Origin of the sequence: Streptomyces sp. NPDC047043 (genome assembly GCF_040644055.1) — a bacterium.
Lineage (GTDB): Bacteria > Actinomycetota > Actinomycetes > Streptomycetales > Streptomycetaceae > Streptomyces.
This window is the reverse complement of the sequence record NZ_JBEYVO010000001.1, coordinates 174,010-188,520: the sequence shown is the minus strand read 5'-3', so window position 1 is coordinate 188,520 and position 14,511 is coordinate 174,010. Positions and strand designations below refer to the sequence as shown.

The 14,511-nt window shown below is 70.7% G+C and carries 11 protein-coding genes, 3 pseudogenes and 1 riboswitch; of the genes and pseudogenes, 7 read left to right on the top strand and 7 right to left on the bottom strand.

Going from position 1 to position 14,511, the window contains the following annotated elements; genetic code table 11:
• Window positions 1-51: 51 nt before the first annotated feature.
• Together ABZ880_RS00870 and ABZ880_RS00865 are read left to right on the top strand one after the other, a co-directional pair.
• Window positions 52-552: a DUF6174 domain-containing protein gene (locus ABZ880_RS00870; protein WP_361254668.1), complete on the top strand. Its 501-nt coding sequence runs from the start codon at window positions 52-54 to the stop codon at window positions 550-552.
• A gap of 132 nt (window positions 553-684) precedes the next feature.
• Window positions 685-1,215 carry a hypothetical protein gene (locus tag ABZ880_RS00865; RefSeq protein WP_361254665.1) on the top strand — a complete coding sequence of 177 codons (531 nt, stop codon included), beginning with the start codon at window positions 685-687 and terminating at the stop codon, window positions 1,213-1,215.
• Window positions 1,216-1,595: 380 nt separating this feature from the next.
• Here ABZ880_RS00865 and ABZ880_RS00860 read toward each other — a convergent pair.
• Window positions 1,596-2,043 (bottom strand): annotated as a pseudogene (locus ABZ880_RS00860) (cobalt-precorrin-5B (C(1))-methyltransferase); the annotation flags it as partial.
• A 17-nt stretch (window positions 2,044-2,060) separates the two neighbouring features.
• On the opposite strand from ABZ880_RS00860, the gene ABZ880_RS00855 reads away from it, so the two are divergent.
• Both ABZ880_RS00855 and ABZ880_RS00850 read left to right on the top strand, forming a co-directional pair.
• On the top strand, window positions 2,061-2,825 hold the full coding sequence (locus ABZ880_RS00855) for a cobalt-precorrin-6A reductase (RefSeq protein ID WP_361254662.1): 765 nt from the start codon (window positions 2,061-2,063) through the stop codon (window positions 2,823-2,825).
• Between the two features lie 111 nt (window positions 2,826-2,936).
• The gene (locus ABZ880_RS00850) at window positions 2,937-4,100 is read left to right on the top strand and encodes a HoxN/HupN/NixA family nickel/cobalt transporter (protein ID WP_361254660.1); all 1,164 of its coding nucleotides are present in this window, start codon (window positions 2,937-2,939) and stop codon (window positions 4,098-4,100) included.
• Between the two features lie 150 nt (window positions 4,101-4,250).
• Here ABZ880_RS00850 and ABZ880_RS00845 read toward each other — a convergent pair whose 3' ends face one another.
• Together ABZ880_RS00845 and ABZ880_RS00840 are read right to left on the bottom strand one after the other, a co-directional pair.
• Window positions 4,251-4,883: a precorrin-8X methylmutase gene (locus ABZ880_RS00845; protein ID WP_361254657.1), complete on the bottom strand. Its 633-nt coding sequence runs from the start codon at window positions 4,881-4,883 to the stop codon at window positions 4,251-4,253.
• Between the two features lie 149 nt (window positions 4,884-5,032).
• Window positions 5,033-5,704 (bottom strand): alpha/beta hydrolase, encoded by a 672-nt coding sequence (locus tag ABZ880_RS00840; RefSeq protein ID WP_361255826.1) that lies wholly within the window; start codon window positions 5,702-5,704, stop codon window positions 5,033-5,035.
• A gap of 65 nt (window positions 5,705-5,769) precedes the next feature.
• Between ABZ880_RS00840 and ABZ880_RS00835 the strand changes: the two are divergent.
• A pseudogene (locus ABZ880_RS00835) lies at window positions 5,770-5,880 on the top strand (superoxide dismutase); the annotation flags it as partial.
• Between the two features lie 28 nt (window positions 5,881-5,908).
• Here ABZ880_RS00835 and metE read toward each other — a convergent pair.
• The 4 genes and pseudogenes from metE to aceA form a co-directional block, all read right to left on the bottom strand.
• Window positions 5,909-8,227, bottom strand: coding sequence for a 5-methyltetrahydropteroyltriglutamate--homocysteine S-methyltransferase (metE, locus tag ABZ880_RS00830; protein WP_361254654.1), 2,319 nt, complete (start codon window positions 8,225-8,227; stop codon window positions 5,909-5,911).
• A gap of 153 nt (window positions 8,228-8,380) precedes the next feature.
• A riboswitch (cobalamin riboswitch) is annotated at window positions 8,381-8,632 on the bottom strand.
• Complete coding sequence (locus ABZ880_RS00825) at window positions 8,630-9,493, bottom strand: 3-hydroxybutyryl-CoA dehydrogenase (protein ID WP_361254651.1); 864 nt, start codon at window positions 9,491-9,493, stop codon at window positions 8,630-8,632. Its footprint overlaps the riboswitch before it by 3 nt.
• Window positions 9,490-11,075, bottom strand: a pseudogene (gene aceB / locus ABZ880_RS00820) (malate synthase A). The gene ABZ880_RS00825 and the pseudogene aceB overlap by 4 nt, the downstream one beginning before the upstream one ends.
• A gap of 25 nt (window positions 11,076-11,100) precedes the next feature.
• The gene (aceA, locus tag ABZ880_RS00815) at window positions 11,101-12,387 is read right to left on the bottom strand and encodes an isocitrate lyase (RefSeq protein WP_361254648.1); all 1,287 of its coding nucleotides are present in this window, start codon (window positions 12,385-12,387) and stop codon (window positions 11,101-11,103) included.
• A gap of 287 nt (window positions 12,388-12,674) precedes the next feature.
• On the opposite strand from aceA, the gene ABZ880_RS00810 reads away from it, so the two are divergent.
• Window positions 12,675-14,081 carry a short-chain fatty acyl-CoA regulator family protein gene (locus ABZ880_RS00810; protein WP_361254645.1) on the top strand — a complete coding sequence of 469 codons (1,407 nt, stop codon included), beginning with the start codon at window positions 12,675-12,677 and terminating at the stop codon, window positions 14,079-14,081.
• A gap of 122 nt (window positions 14,082-14,203) precedes the next feature.
• Complete coding sequence (locus ABZ880_RS00805; RefSeq protein ID WP_361254642.1) at window positions 14,204-14,467, top strand: hypothetical protein; 264 nt, start codon at window positions 14,204-14,206, stop codon at window positions 14,465-14,467.
• Window positions 14,468-14,511 lie beyond the last annotated feature (44 nt).

Below are 14,511 nucleotides of genomic sequence, written 5' to 3'. Positions count from 1 at the left end.
CTCTTCGGCTCATCGGCGTCACAGTGGTGACCGCTACCCGAGGGAGCCACCATGACCGCCGGGCGTCACTGCCGTCCTCGTTCCGTGTCCGCCGCCGCGTTGGCCGGGGCTCTGCTGTGCGCGGCCACCGCCTGCAGCTCCTCGGCGTCCCCGGAATCCGCCAGGGAGAACAAGCCGAAGGACACGTGGGAGGAGCCCTCCTCGTACGCCTACACGCTGGCGTCGACCACCCAGGTCCTGGCGGGGACCTTCCGCGTCGAGGTTCGGGACGGCAAGGTGACGGAGGCGGTCGGGGTCGACGAGGACAGTCGGCGCCAGGTGCGGGAGCTGCCCGCCGAAGTGCCCACGATCGGCGAGCTGTTGAAGAGGCTCGACAAGGCGCAAAGCGAAGGCGCGGACACGGCGGAGGCGGACTACGCGGCCGACGGGCGACCGGTGCGGATCTCTCTGGACTGGGACAAGAACGCCATCGACGACGAAGCCCTGTACGTCATCAGCTCCTACACACCGCAGGGCCCGTCTGGGGCGCCCGCGCCGGACCCCGCTGCCTGATTTCGTCGGTGGGCTACGAGGTCACAACGAGGGCGCAACGTGTGGGTGGCGACGCTCCGGCTCGACGCGGAACGTCCTTACGATCCTGGGTGCAGGGGGAATTGGCAGCGCCCCCAGGGGCAGGGGGGCTCTATGTGGTCGATCGCTTTGCCGTCGGCGTTCCGGCGCGTCGTCGGCGTTGTCTCGGCCGGCCTGGCCCTGACCGCGACAGCAGGCTGCACGGTTCCCGAGGACGCAGTCGCCGGCATCTCCGTGGATGACGACGGCCGTCTGCTCGGCGTCATGATGGTGTGCGGGCATCAGATCGACGGCGCGACCGTCTACGTGGAAAGCGCCGATGTCGACGACGAGCGGACCGTCGGCTCATGGACCGCCCACCGCCCTCTCAAGGCCGGTCTGACCACGTGGCCCCTCGATGCTTCTGCTGCCGGCTGGACCACGACCACGTCCCTCACGCCGCTCAACGCCAAGACCACGTATGTCCTTTACGGCTGGACCAAGGACAACTCGTGGTCGTCGAGCAGCGTCTCCTTCACCCTGACCGACCAGGCCCGGCTCACCCCCGGCACGGTCCTCTACGACGACATCTCGGCCAACGGCGACGAGTCCACGGCCGTCGTCCCCCTGGCGAAGTTCAAAGCCACGGCCTGCAAGGACGATTGACGGGTCTGTTCGGTGGCGGCGTCGACCCCGCCGTGCAGCTCTGCCGGGCAGAGTCGGGACCGATATCAGGAGGCGACGTCCGTGCAGGATTTCTCACCGGGCAGCAGGGGGCGCAACGTCACCTGATAGGTGGCCGTCCCGTCGGACCAGGCGCCCGAGTTCGCGGTGCGGGCCGCCGCCTCGAGCCGTGTCAGGTCCCGGCCCTGGACCAGCAGACACTGTCCGGCCGGGGTCGGTTCGCCGGCGTGGGCGAGATCGCCGAGCGGCCACGTCGCGGCACCGGAGGAGCGGCCCTTGGCCGATTCGTGGAAGACCGCGGTCAGCACCGTGTAGCGGTACGGCGTGCCGCCCTTGGAGAGTTTGTCGAGCTTCTCCTCGACGATGTGGTCGCGCATCATCTGACGCGGGCCGGGGTTGATCGCGGGTTCGTCGGCCGGCAGGGGCAGGCCGGGCAGGGTGATCGGGCCCACGCCGGGGCCCGCCCTGAAGACCACCCCGCACCCGGCGGGCAGCCGCCGTACCGTGGCCCGGACCAGTGCCCCCGTGCGTGACGTCCGGGTCGTCTGCCACGTCCTTCACGATGCCGGCCGTCGCGGAGGCGCCCGTCCGCTCCTCGGCCGCCAGCGTGAACGACGGCGTCTGACCCTTGGGCAGAGTGATCGTCACCGGGTCGGGAAACTCGCAGGTCAGCACCGCGGTGTACGCGGCCGTCGTGGCCGCCGTCGCACAGGCACCGGTGGTCCAGCCCGGCCGCAGACCGGTGTGCTTGAGTTGGGCACCGCGACCGCCCTTCGCCGCACCGACGCCTCTGGCTTCACTCTTGCTCAGAACGGACCCGAACTCCCATGCACGTACTGATCCTCGGCGGCACCACGGAGGCCCGCCGCCTCGCCGAGGTGCTGCACGGCACGCCCGGCCTGCGGCTGACCAGCTCCCTCGCCGGGCGCGTCGCACGTCCCCGGCTGCCGCCGGGCGAGGTGCGCGTCGGCGGGTTCGGCGGGAGCGAGGGGCTGGCGCAGTGGCTGCGCGAGCACGCCGTCGACGCGCTCATCGACGCCACCCACCCCTTCGCCGGAACCATCAGCTGCCACGCGGCACGGGCCGCCGCCACCGCCCATGTTCCCCTGCTCGCCCTGCGCCGCCCCGGCTGGGTCCCCGTCGAGGGCGCCCACTGGCACGACGCGGGCTCGCTGGAGGAGGCCGCCCGGCTGCTGCCCGGGCTCGGCCGGCGGATCTTCCTCACCACCGGCCGGATGGGCCTGGCCGCCTTCGCGGACCTGACGGACCTGTGGTTCCTCGTACGCTCCGTCGAACCACCCGAGGCCCCACACCCGCCCCGCATGGAAGTGCTGCTCGACCGCGGCCCCTTCACCCTCGACGGCGAGCGCGAGCTGCTCGGCCGCCACCGCATCGACGTCGTGGTGACCAAGGACAGCGGGGGAGCGGCCACCGCGCCGAAACTGACCGCGGCCCGGGAGGCCGGGGTGCCCGTGGTCGTGGTCCGGCGGCCTGCGGTGCCCGAGGGGGTCCCGGTCGTATCCGACCCGGAACAAGCAGCCCGCTGGCTCGCGGAACGCCTCGACCGGCCTGCTTTCCGCCCGGCTGACTGAATCCTGACGCGGGCTTTGCCGCGTGATCCTTGTTCTTGCAATATATATGCAGAAACCTGACGGATGCGGCTGGAAGACAGCCACTCGCTCATCAGTTAGGCCCGCCTGCCCATGACCTCCGCTCCCGAATCCGCCTCCGCACGCCCGGCCGCCCCGAGCAGCGGAGGCGGTTTCTCGTGGCACCGCGTCCGCACATCCATGACCCGCAAGGAATGGGCGAGCCTCTGCGGGATGGCCGCGTTCGTCCTGGCGCTGCACGTCATCGGCTGGTTCACGCTCGTGGTGATCGTCGCCCCGGAGCACTACAGCCTGGGCACCAAGACCTTCGGCATCGGCATCGGCGTCACGGCCTACACCCTCGGCATGCGGCACGCCTTCGACGCCGACCACATCGCCGCCATCGACAACACCACCAGGAAGCTGATGCACGAGGGCGAGCGGCCGCTGTCGGTCGGCTTCTGGTTCTCCCTTGGTCACTCCTCGATCGTTTTCGCCCTCGCCTTCCTGCTCGCCCTCGGCCTCAAGGCGCTGGCAGGACCGGTCGCGAACGACGACTCCGCGCTCCACGGCGTCACCGGCTGGATCGGTACGACCGTCTCCGGGACCTTCCTCTACCTCATCGCGATCATCAACGTCGTGATCATGGCCGGGATCTGGAAGGTCTTCCGCGAGATGCGCTCCGGCCACTTCGGCGAGGCCGCGCTGGAGGAGCAGCTCAACAAGCGCGGATTCATGAACCGCATCCTCGGCCGCCTGATGAAGTCGATCACCAGACCGTCGCAGATGTACCCCGTGGGACTGCTGTTCGGCCTCGGCTTCGACACCGCCACCGAGATCGCCCTCATGGTCCTCGCGGGCTCGGGCGCCGCCTCCGGCCTGCCCTGGTACGCGATCCTGTGTCTGCCGATCCTCTTCGTGGCCGGCATGTCACTGCTGGACACCATCGACGGCTCGTTCATGAACTTCGCCTACGGCTGGGCGTTCTCCAAGCCGGTCCGCAAGGTCTACTACAACCTCACCGTCACCGGCTTGTCCGTCGCCGTCGCTCTCATCATTGGCACCGTCGAACTGCTGGGTCTGGTCGCCGAGAAGGCCGACCTGCACGGCCCGTTCTGGGACTGGTTCTCCGGCCTTGACCTGAACATCATCGGCTACGTCATCGTCGGACTGTTCTTCGCCACCTGGGCCGTGGCCCTGCTGGTGTGGAAGGTGGGCCGCATCGAGGAGAAGTGGACGGGGAGCCTGGCCCAGCCCGCCGAACAGGGCGCGGAGTAGGGTCGGTTGCGGCGCCACCGACTCGACCGACAGCAAAGTCGTCGCCGACCGAACCACCGCACTGCCGGCACTGGTGAAGAGCCTCCCGGTGCCGCCTTCACGATCAGCTGCCCTGCGCTCGCTCCTGGCCGCCGGCAGGCCGCTTGCCGCTCACTCCTCCTCGCTCGCGATCGCATTGAGTGCGGCGGCGGCGATGGCGCTGCCGCCCCGGCGGCCGCGCACGACCAGGTACTCCAGACCCGACGCGTTGGCGGCCAGTGCGTCCTTGGACTCGGCGGCGCCCACGAAACCGACCGGCACACCGATGACGGCGGCGGGCCGGGGCGCACCCTCCTCGATCATCTCGAGGAGCCGGAACAGCGCGGTGGGCGCGTTGCCGACGGCGACCACCGCGCCCTCCAGCCGATCCCGCCACAGCTCCAGGGCGGCGGCGCTGCGGGTGGTGCCGAGCTTCGCCGCGAGTTCCGGCACGGTGGGGTCGGAGAGGGTGCAGATCACGTCGTTGTCGGCGGGCAGGCGCTTGCGGGTCACACCGCTGGCCACCATCTGCACGTCGGTGAAGACGGGCGCGTCGGCACGCAGGGCCGCGCGGGCGCGGGCCACGACGGCGGGGCTGTACGCCAAGTCCCGTGCGAGGTCGACCATTCCGCAGGCGTGGATCATCCGCACCGCGACCTGGCTGACGTCGGCGGGCAGCCCCGTGAGGTCGGCCTCCGCGCGGATGGTGGCGAAGGACTGGCGGTAGATGGCCGCGCCGTCCTTCTCGTAGTCGTACGTGGTCACGGTGGTCTTCTCACTGCTCTCGTTCGTCGTACGGGTTCTGTGGCCCTCCCCACCAGGGCGGACACGGCGGCGAGCATACCCACGAGCGACGAGGGGGGATCTGACGGTACACAGTGGGCCCGGCTGCATTCACTGCTGCCCAGAGGCACTCACCTGCGCGAGATGCTGGTGCCGAGCAGTTCCTGCAGGAGTTCAACGATGAGATCGGGCTGCCCTACGAACGGGGAGTGGCTCGTCTGCCACTCGTGCACGTCGGTGCAGCGCGAGGCCATCTTCCGCTGCAGGCCCGGGTCGATGGCCCGGTCCTGTGCGCAGACGACGTAGGTGGAGGGCGTGTGCTTCCAGCTGTGACGATCTGGAACCCCTCGCCCGCAGCCCGGGGCTTGCGCACGCAGCAGGCGGACCGCCCACTCGGCGAGAGGTTCCGGACAGTCGTCGTAGAGGGTTTCGACAGCCCGGTCGGGGTGCAGGGTGGTCGAGCCGTCGGGCTCAGGGATGATCGCGTCCCGGAGCTGCTGGGACGCCCCGCCCAGACCGGCTGCGCTCTCGCCGGCATCCAGTACGAAGGCCGCCAGATAGACCAGGTGTCCCGCACCACGCACCCCGGTGATCACTGACCCGCCGTAGGAGTGACCGAGCACAATCGGAGGCTCCTGAAGCGAGTCGACGGCAGCCTGGACCGCGGCTGTGTCAGCGGGCAACGAGCCTCGGTGGAGCTCGGGAACGACAACCTCGGATCCTGCGGTCCGCAAGCGTTGTGTCACCGCGGCGAAGTGCTCGGGACAGTGATACAGCCCGTGAACGAGCACCACGGCAGGCACTTCGCCCACCCCCTCAAGCCGACGTCAGGCCAGTGATCCTATTGGGAGGCCCACGTGGCGTGCGTCAGGGGGTCGACTTCATCGAGGCCGTGTGGAAGGTCGTCAACTGGCGGGACCTGGCCCGGCGTTACGCCGCCGCGAAGGAGCGCGGCGACAGTCTGCTGCTCGCGTCGTGACGGCGTAACGCGCCGGGCCGGTGTCCCGTCAGGAGCCGGCCCGCTCCGCGCGGACCGTTCGGGCCGCGGCGACCAGGTTCTCCAAAGACGCACGGGTCTCGGGCCAGCCGCGGGTCTTCAGGCCGCAGTCGGGGTTGACCCACAGCCGTTCGGCGGGGATCGCCTCAAGTCCCTTGCGCAGCAGGGCGGCCGCCTCGGCCACGCTCGGCACCCGAGGGGAGTGGATGTCGTACACGCCCGGTCCCGCCTCGCGCGGGTAGCCGTGGGCGGCCAGTTCGCGGGCGACCTGCATGTGGGAGCGGGCCGCTTCCAGGCTGATGACGTCCGCGTCGAGCTCGTCGATCGCCTGGACGACGTCGCCGAACTCGGCGTAGCACATGTGCGTGTGGATCTGTGTGTCCGGACGCACGGCGCTCGTGGTGAGCCGGAAGGTCTCCGTGGCCCACGCCAGGTAGGCCGGGCGGTCGGCGGCCCGCAGTGGCAGCGTCTCGCGCAGTGCGGGCTCGTCCACCTGGATGACCGAAGTGCCCGCCGCCTCAAGGTCGTTGACCTCGTCGCGCAGGGCGAGGGCGACCTGCCGGGCGGTCTCCGCGAGCGGCTGGTCGTCGCGGACGAACGACCAGGCGAGCATGGTGACCGGGCCGGTGAGCATGCCCTTGACCGGGCGCGCGGTGAGGGACTGGGCGTACGTCGTCCAGCGCACCGTCATCGGATCGGGCCGGGAGATGTCGCCGGCGAGGATCGGCGGGCGGACGTAACGGGTGCCGTAGGACTGCACCCAGCCGTGCTGCGTGGCCAGACAGCCGGTGAGCTGCTCGGCGAAGTACTGCACCATGTCGTTGCGTTCGGGCTCGCCGTGCACCAGGACGTCGAGGCCGATCTTCTCCTGGAAGGCGATCACCTCGCCGATCTCCGCCCTGATGCGCTCCTCGTATCCGGCGGTGTCGATCCGTCCTGCCCTCAAGTCGGCGCGGGCCGTGCGCAGTTCGGCCGTCTGCGGGAATGATCCGATGGTCGTGGTCGGCAGGACGGGCAGACGCAGGTGGGTGCGCTGGGCGACGGCCCGTTCGGCGTACGGCCGGGAGCGGTGCGCGTCGGCGTCCGTGACGGCGGCGGCGCGGGCCCGTACGGCGGGGTCGCGGGTGATCGGCGATCCGGCGCGGGAGGCCAGGTCGGCGCGGTTCGCGGCCAGTTGGGCGGCGATGGTGTCGGTGCCGTGGGCCAGCCCGCGGGCCAGCGTGACGATCTCGGCCGTCTTCTGCCGGGCGAAGGCGAGCCAGCGGGCGATCTGCGGTTCGATGTCACGCTCGGCGCCGGCGTCGAGCGGCACATGCAGCAGGGAGCAGGAGGCGGCCACGTCGACCCGGTCGGCCAGGCCCAGGAGCGTGGCCAGCGTGGACAGGGACCTGCCCAGGTCGTTGATCCACACATTGCGGCCGTCCACGATGCCTGCGACCAGCCGCTTCCCGGACAGACCGCCGATCGCGGCGAGATCGTCCAAGTTGGCTGCCGCCGGGCCGGTGAAGTCCAGCGCCAGCCCGTCGACCGACGTCTTGGCCAGTACCGGCAAGGCCTCGCCCAGCCGGTCGAAGTAGGAGGCGACCAGCAGCTTCGGACGGTCGGTGCGGGCGCCGAGGTTGCGGTAGGCGTGGGCGACGGCAGTCAGTTCGGCCGGGGTGCGGTCCTGGACGAGGGCGGGCTCGTCCAGCTGCACCCACTCGGCGCCGGCGGCCCGCAGATCGGCGAGGACATCGGCGTAGACGGGCAGCAGCCGGTCGAGCAGCGTCAGCGGTTCGAAGTCCGCAGTGACACCCGGCGCGGGCTTGGCCAGCAGCAGATACGTGACGGGGCCGACCAGCACGGGCCTGGGCGCCAGGCCGAGGGCCAGCGCCTCCGTCAACTCGCCGACCTGCTTGGCCGAGTCGGCCGTGAACACCGTGTCCGGGCCCAACTCGGGTACCAAATAGTGGTAGTTGGTGTCGAACCACTTCGTCATCTCCAGCGGCGCCACGTTCTGCGTGCCGCGGGCCATGGCGAAGTACCCGTCGAGCGCGTCGGCCTCGACCGCGGCACGGTGGCGTGCCGGGACGGCGCCGAGCATGAGCGTGGTGTCCAGGACGTGGTCGTAGTACGAGAAGTCACCGGTCGGCACCTCGTGGACGCCGACGTCGGCCAGCTCCCGCCAGTTCGCGCGGCGCAGTTCGGCGGCCGTGCGATGGAGGGCGTCGGTGGTGACGCGGCCCTTCCAGTAGCCCTCGACCGCCTTCTTCAGCTCCCGGTTCGGGCCCTGGCGGGGGTAGCCGTACACGGTCGCCCGTGCTGCCGCGGCTGCGGACTTCGCTGTCACGAGACTCTCCTTCGCGAGCTCTGTTCGTCGAACGACCCCGGCGACGGGGTGAGGACGCGAAGGAACGGCCAACCGGCGACGGCACGCAGTCCGTGCCCGCCCGTTGTGCTCGCCGACCCGCCCTCGAGGTCACCGGAATCTCCGCGCACGAGTGGGTCGTACACGGGCAGTGGCAGGTCTTCGGACTCACGGGCACGCCTCGTGTCGTACGAAGACGTCGTGTGAAGGACGTCGTACGAGGCACCTACTGGCCGTCGCTTCCCGGGCCCGGGACATCCGGATCCAGTGCGTATGACGGCGGTCGTTCCCGCTCACCGCTGCGGGGCAGTCCCGGATTCCCACCGGGTTCCCTCTTGCGACGCGCCTGCCTGGTGGACAGGGCGAACCAGCTGCGTCATCAGCTTATACATAGGTGTGGAAGCCGCGGCCGGACTTCCGGCCCAACAGGCCCGCCTGGACCATGCGTTGGAGCAGCGGCGACGGCGCGTACAGGGGTTCCCTGAACTCCTCGTACAGCGACTCGGCGATGGCGGCGACGGTGTCCAGGCCGATCAGGTCGGCCAGTCGCAGCGGCCCCATCGGGTGGGCGCAGCCCCGCTCCATGCCGGCGTCGATGTCGGCGGCGGTGGCGAAGCCGGACTCGGCCATGCGGATCGCGGACAGCAGGTACGGCACCAGCAGTGCGTTGACGACGAAGCCGGCGCGGTCACGGGAGCGGATCGCCGTCCTGCCGAGGGTTGCCGTCACGAACTCCTCGGCCACGGCGGCCACTTCGGGACGGGTGTGCAGCGAGGTGACGACCTCGACGAGGGGCATGACCGGCACGGGGTTGAAGAAGTGCAGCCCGAGGACGCGATCGGCGCGGGACGTGGCCATGGCCAGGCGCATCACGGGAATGGCGGAGGTGTTGGTGGCCAGGATCGCCTCCGGATCCTCGACGATCTTGTCGAGGGCGGTGAACATCTCCGCCTTGACGTCGGGGTTCTCGGTGACGGCCTCGACCACGAGTTGACGGTCGGCGAGGTCTTCGAGGCTGCCGGTGAAGGCGATTCGAGCGAGGACCTCCTGTGCTTGCGGCGGGTCGAGTTTGCCGTGCCGTACGGCACGCTCCAGGGAGGCGGCCACGCGATCGCGCGCGGCCTGCGCGGCCAGGGCGTCCGCCTCGCACACGACGGTGTCCAGCCCGGCCCGGGCGCACACCTCGGCGATACCGGCCCCCATCTGTCCGCCACCGACCACGCCGACGCGCCGTATGTCCCGGCTCATGACCGGGCCTCCGGGTGCTGTACGAGGTGACGGGTGTAGGCGTCCGCGGTGAAGAAGAGCGGCAACTCCGGTTGCAGGGCCGTCCGTTCGAAGATCGCCCGAATCTCGTCGAGTGCCGCACAGGGATGCTCGGCGCCCAGGGCCGCCAGCTCGTCGTCGAGCAGCCGTAGCACCGTCTCGCGATCCACGACGCGGTGGCGCAGCCACTGCCAGATCTGCACGCGGGCCAGCTCCGCGGTCGCCGTGTCCTCCATCAGCCCGTCCAGCGCGACGGCTCCGCGCCCGTGCAGCCAGGCGTCGAGGTAGCGCAGCGCCACGGCGATGGTTGTGCGCACCCCTTCCGGCGTGGGCGGGCCGGTGAGGCGTCGTACGGCCAGCAGGTCGGCGGCGGACACCTCCACGTCGTCCCGGGTGTGCGCGATCTGGTGCGGGCGATGGCCCAGGACGCGGTCGAAGACCTCGCGGCAGACCGGGACGAGGCCGGGGTGCGAGACCCAGGAGCCGTCGAATCCGTCCTCGGCCTCGCGCTCCTTGTCCAACCGCACCTCGGCGAGAGCGGCTGGGTCCCGTCCGGGCAGGTGTGCTGCCATGCCGCCGATGGCGTGGGTGCCGGCCGATGGCAGGTGCGGACCAGCAGTTCGGTGTAGGCGCGCAGGAACGGGGCGGTCATCGGCACCTTCGACCGCTCCGGCAGCAGGAAGTCGCCGCGGTGTCCGAAGGTCTTGACGAGGCTGAACAGATAGTCCCAGCGGCCCGCGTTGAGCCCGGCGCTGTGCTCGCGGAGCTCGTAGAGGATCTCCTCCATCTCGAAGGCGGCGGTGATCGTCTCGATGAGGACGGTGGCCCGCACGGTGCCGCGCGGGATGCCGAGCAGGTCCTGGGCGAGGACGAACACGTCGTTCCACAGCCGGGCTTCGTAGCGGTTCTCCAGCTTCGGCAGGTAGAAGTACGGCCCCGCCCCGGCGTCGATCTGCCGCTGGGCGCAGTGGAAGAAGTACAGCCCGAAGTCGACCAGCGCGGCGGGCACGGGTCCGCCGTCGAACTCCAGGTGCTCCTCCGTCAGATGCCAGCCGCGCGGACGGACCACGATGGTGGCCAGGCGGTCGGGCGTGCCGAGCCGGTACTCCCTGCCCTCCGGTGTGGTGAAGTCGATCCGGCGCCCGACGGCGTCGAGCAGACACAGTTGGCCGCCGATGATGTTCTCCCAGGTGGGGGAGGTGGCGTCCTCGAAGTCCGCCATCCACACCCGCGCACCGGAGTTGAGCGCGTTGACGGCGATACGGCGGGTCGGCGGGCCGGTGATCTCCACTCGGCGGTCCGTCAGGCCGGGCGCGAGCGGCGCGACGCGCCACTCGGGGTCGGTGCGGACGGCGGAGGTGACCATGGGGAAGTCGAGCGGGGAGCCCGCCGCGAGGCGTATCGCCTGCCGGCGGCGCTCCTTCAGCAGTCCCTGGCGACGCACGCCGAAGGCGGCGGCCAGCCGGCCGACGAAGTCCAGGGCGGCGGGTGTGAGGATCTCGTCATGGCGTTCGCCCGGTGCCGCGAGGACCCGGACGCGGTGGGTCAGTGCGCTGGTGGACATCAGGTTCTCCTCGGGTGGGAACGGCCTAGTGGAATTGCTCTTCCTCCGTGGAACCGGTCAGCGCGGTCGTCGAGGAGGCCGGGTTGACGGCGGTGGAGACCAGGTCGAAGTAGCCGGTGCCGACCTCGCGTTGATGACGTACGGCGGTGAAGCCGTGCTGCTGCGCGGCGAACTCGCGCTCCTGCAGGTCGACATAGGCGCTCATGCCGTGCTCGGCATAGCCGCGGGCCAGGTCGAACATGCTGTGGTTGAGGGAGTGGAAGCCGGCCAGGGTGATGAACTGGAACTTGTAGCCCATCGCCCCCAACTCCCGTTGGAACTTGGCGATCTGGTCGTCGTCCAGCGCGGCCTTCCAGTTGAAGGAGGGCGAGCAGTTGTAGGCCAGCATCCGGTCCGGATACCGCGCGTGGATCGCCTCGGCGAACTCCCGGGCCTGCGCGAGGCCGGGCGTACCGGTCTCGACCCAGATCAGATCGGCGTACGGCGCGTACGCCAGCCCGCGGGCGATCACCGGCGCCATCCCGTTCCGCACCCGGTGGAAACCCTCCGCCGTGCGCTCGCCGGTGACGAACTCGGCGTCCCGCTCGTCGACGTCGCTGGTGAGCAGGTCGGCCGCCAGCGCATCCGTACGGGCGATGATCACGGTGGGCACGTCGGCGATGTCGGCGGCGAGGCGGGCCGCGTTGAGGGTGCGGATGTGCTGTGCGGTCGGCACGAGGACCTTGCCGCCGAGGTGGCCGCACTTCTTCTCGGAGGCCAGCTGGTCCTCGTAGTGGATGCCCGCGGCACCGGCGGCGATCATTGCCTTGGTCAGTTCGAAGGCGTTGAGCGGCCCGCCGAATCCGGCCTCCGCGTCCGCGACGATCGGCGCCAGCCAGTCCGTACGGTCGTCTGCGCCCTCGGCGGTGGCGATCTGGTCGGCGCGCAGCAGCGCGTTGTTGATGCGCCGCACGACCTGCGGAACGGAGTTGGCGGGGTACAGGCTCTGGTCGGGGTAGGTGTGCCCGGCCTGGTTGGCGTCGGCGGCGACCTGCCAGCCCGACAGGTAGACGGCCTGCAGCCCGGCCTTGACCTGCTGGACCGCCTGGCCGCCGGTGAGGGCGCCGAGCGCGTGGACGTAGTCCAGCTCGTGCAGCTGCCACCACAGCCGCTCGGCGCCGCGCCGGGCGAGGGTGTGCTCCTCGCGGACGCTGCCGGACAGCCGTATGACGTCCTCCGCACCGTAGGTGCGCTCGATGCCGTTCCAGCGCGGGTCGGTCGCCCACTTGCGGGCCAGCTCGTCCGCCGCCGTCGGTGTGCCTTTGTGCGCCATGCATCGTCTCCTGAAAGGGGTGGAAGCCGAAGGTCGTTGGTGAAGAGTGCGAAGCGCTCCGTGCCCGCGCTGGTATGGGTGGCCCGGCGTGCCTCGCTCATGAGCGAAGGTGAGCAATGTCGATGAGCTGGCGAGGACTTCGGCGGGCCGCAGCACGACTCTGGCAGTGGCACTGAGTGCCATCAAGGGTGGACCGTTGCCAACTTCTGCGAATCTTCCCGCCTTGTTCTGCCAAGGTTGCGAAGGTCCGGAACGGCTAGGCTGAGGACAGTCGGAAGGAGGCCCGGTTGAGCAAGATCTATGCGGGCGCGCGGCTGCGGCGGCTGCGCGAGGAGCGCCGGATGAGCCAGGCCGAACTGGCCCGGGTCCTGGGCATCTCGCCCAGCTACCTCAACCAGATGGAGCACGACTCCCGCCCGCTCACCGTCCCCGTCCTGCTCCGGCTGACCGAGACGTTCGGCGTCGACCCCGCCTTCTTCTCGGAACGCGACACCACCCGGCTGGTCGCCGATCTGCGGGAGGCACTGGCCGGCGAGCTCACCGAGGCCCGGGTCTCCCCGTCCGACCTCGCGGAGGTCGCCTCCCGCATGCCCGCCGTCGCGCAGGTTCTGCTCGACCTCGGCCGCCGCAACCAGCTCCTGGCGGAACGGCTCGCCGGAGCCGCCGACGGTCGCGACAGCGCACAGACCGGCCCCCGCTCACCGCACGAGGAGATCCGCGACTTCTTCTACCGCCGCCAGAACTACCTGCACGACACCGACCTCGCGGCCGAGCAGCTGGCGGAGGAGACCGGCATCCGGCCCGGCGAGGTCGTACGCGCCCTCACCGCCCGCCTGACCGACCGTCACGGCGTACGCCTGGCCGCCGAGACCGCCGACCATCTGCACCACTACGACGCGACGTCCCGCACCCTCCATCTGTCCGGCCGCCTGCGCCCCGGCCAGCGCGCCTTCCGCATGGCGACCCAACTCGCCCTGCTCGAATACGGCGACGAACTCGACCGCCAGGCCGCCGAGGACTTCCCGCCCGGCTCGCCCACCCACGCCCTGGCCCGCATCGGCATCGCCAACTACTTCGCCGCCGCGCTGATCCTGCCGTACGGCCCCTTCCACGCGGCCGCAGAGGAGGTGCGCTACGACATCGAGCGGCTCACCGACCGCCACGGCCTCGGCTACGAGACCGTCTGCCACCGCCTGTCCACCCTCCAGCGCCCCCGCCTGCGCGGGGTGCCGTTCTCCTTCGTCCGTGTCGACCGGGCCGGCAACATGTCCAAGCGGCAGTCCGCGACCGGCTTCCACTTCTCCCGGGCCGGCGGCACATGTCCGCTGTGGAACGTCTACGAGGCCTTCGCCGCGCCCGGCCGCATCCATGTCCAGATCGCCGAAATGCCGGACGGGCAGCGCTACTTGTGGACGGCCCGGGCCGTCACCCACCACCGCGGCGGCTGGGGCGAACCCGGCAAGACCTTCGCCATCGGGCTGGGCTGCGAGATCCGCCACGCCCACCGGCTGGTCTACTCCGACGGCCTCGACCTCACCAACGCCTCCGCCGCCACGCCCATCGGCATGGGCTGCCGCGTCTGCGAACGCCTCGACTGCCCGCAGCGGGCCGTGCCGCCCCTGGGCCGGCCCCTGCGGATCGACCAGAACAGCAGCACGTTCGTGCCGTATCCGGTGGCGGACCAGGCGCCGTGACGAGGCCGGTGGGCCGCCTTTCCGCAGCAGGACGGGCGTCACTCGTCCGAGTGGCTGGTGGTGTACCGGTTGCCTCCTGGGGGTGTTCATAAGAGCACAGCACCCAACTCACAGGAGTACGCATGCGTATCCGCACCGCACTTGCCGCCACCGCTCTCGGGGCCCTGGTCGTCCTCGGCGGCGCCACCGCCGCCAACGCGGACGACCACAACAAGTTCAGCGTCGGCGCCGGCACCGGCAGCCAGGGCGACGAGGGCTGGACGGGCCCCGCGGTCAGTGACCCGGCCGGTCCCGTCTTCGGCGGCGAAGGCAGCATGGACATCGGACAGGGGCAGGGAGAGGGTCAGGGCTTCGGCGGTGCCGAGGACTCGCCCCTGGGCCTGTAGGACGTAGAAGCCCCTTGCCGAGAGCGGCCCGCGCTGCCGTCACC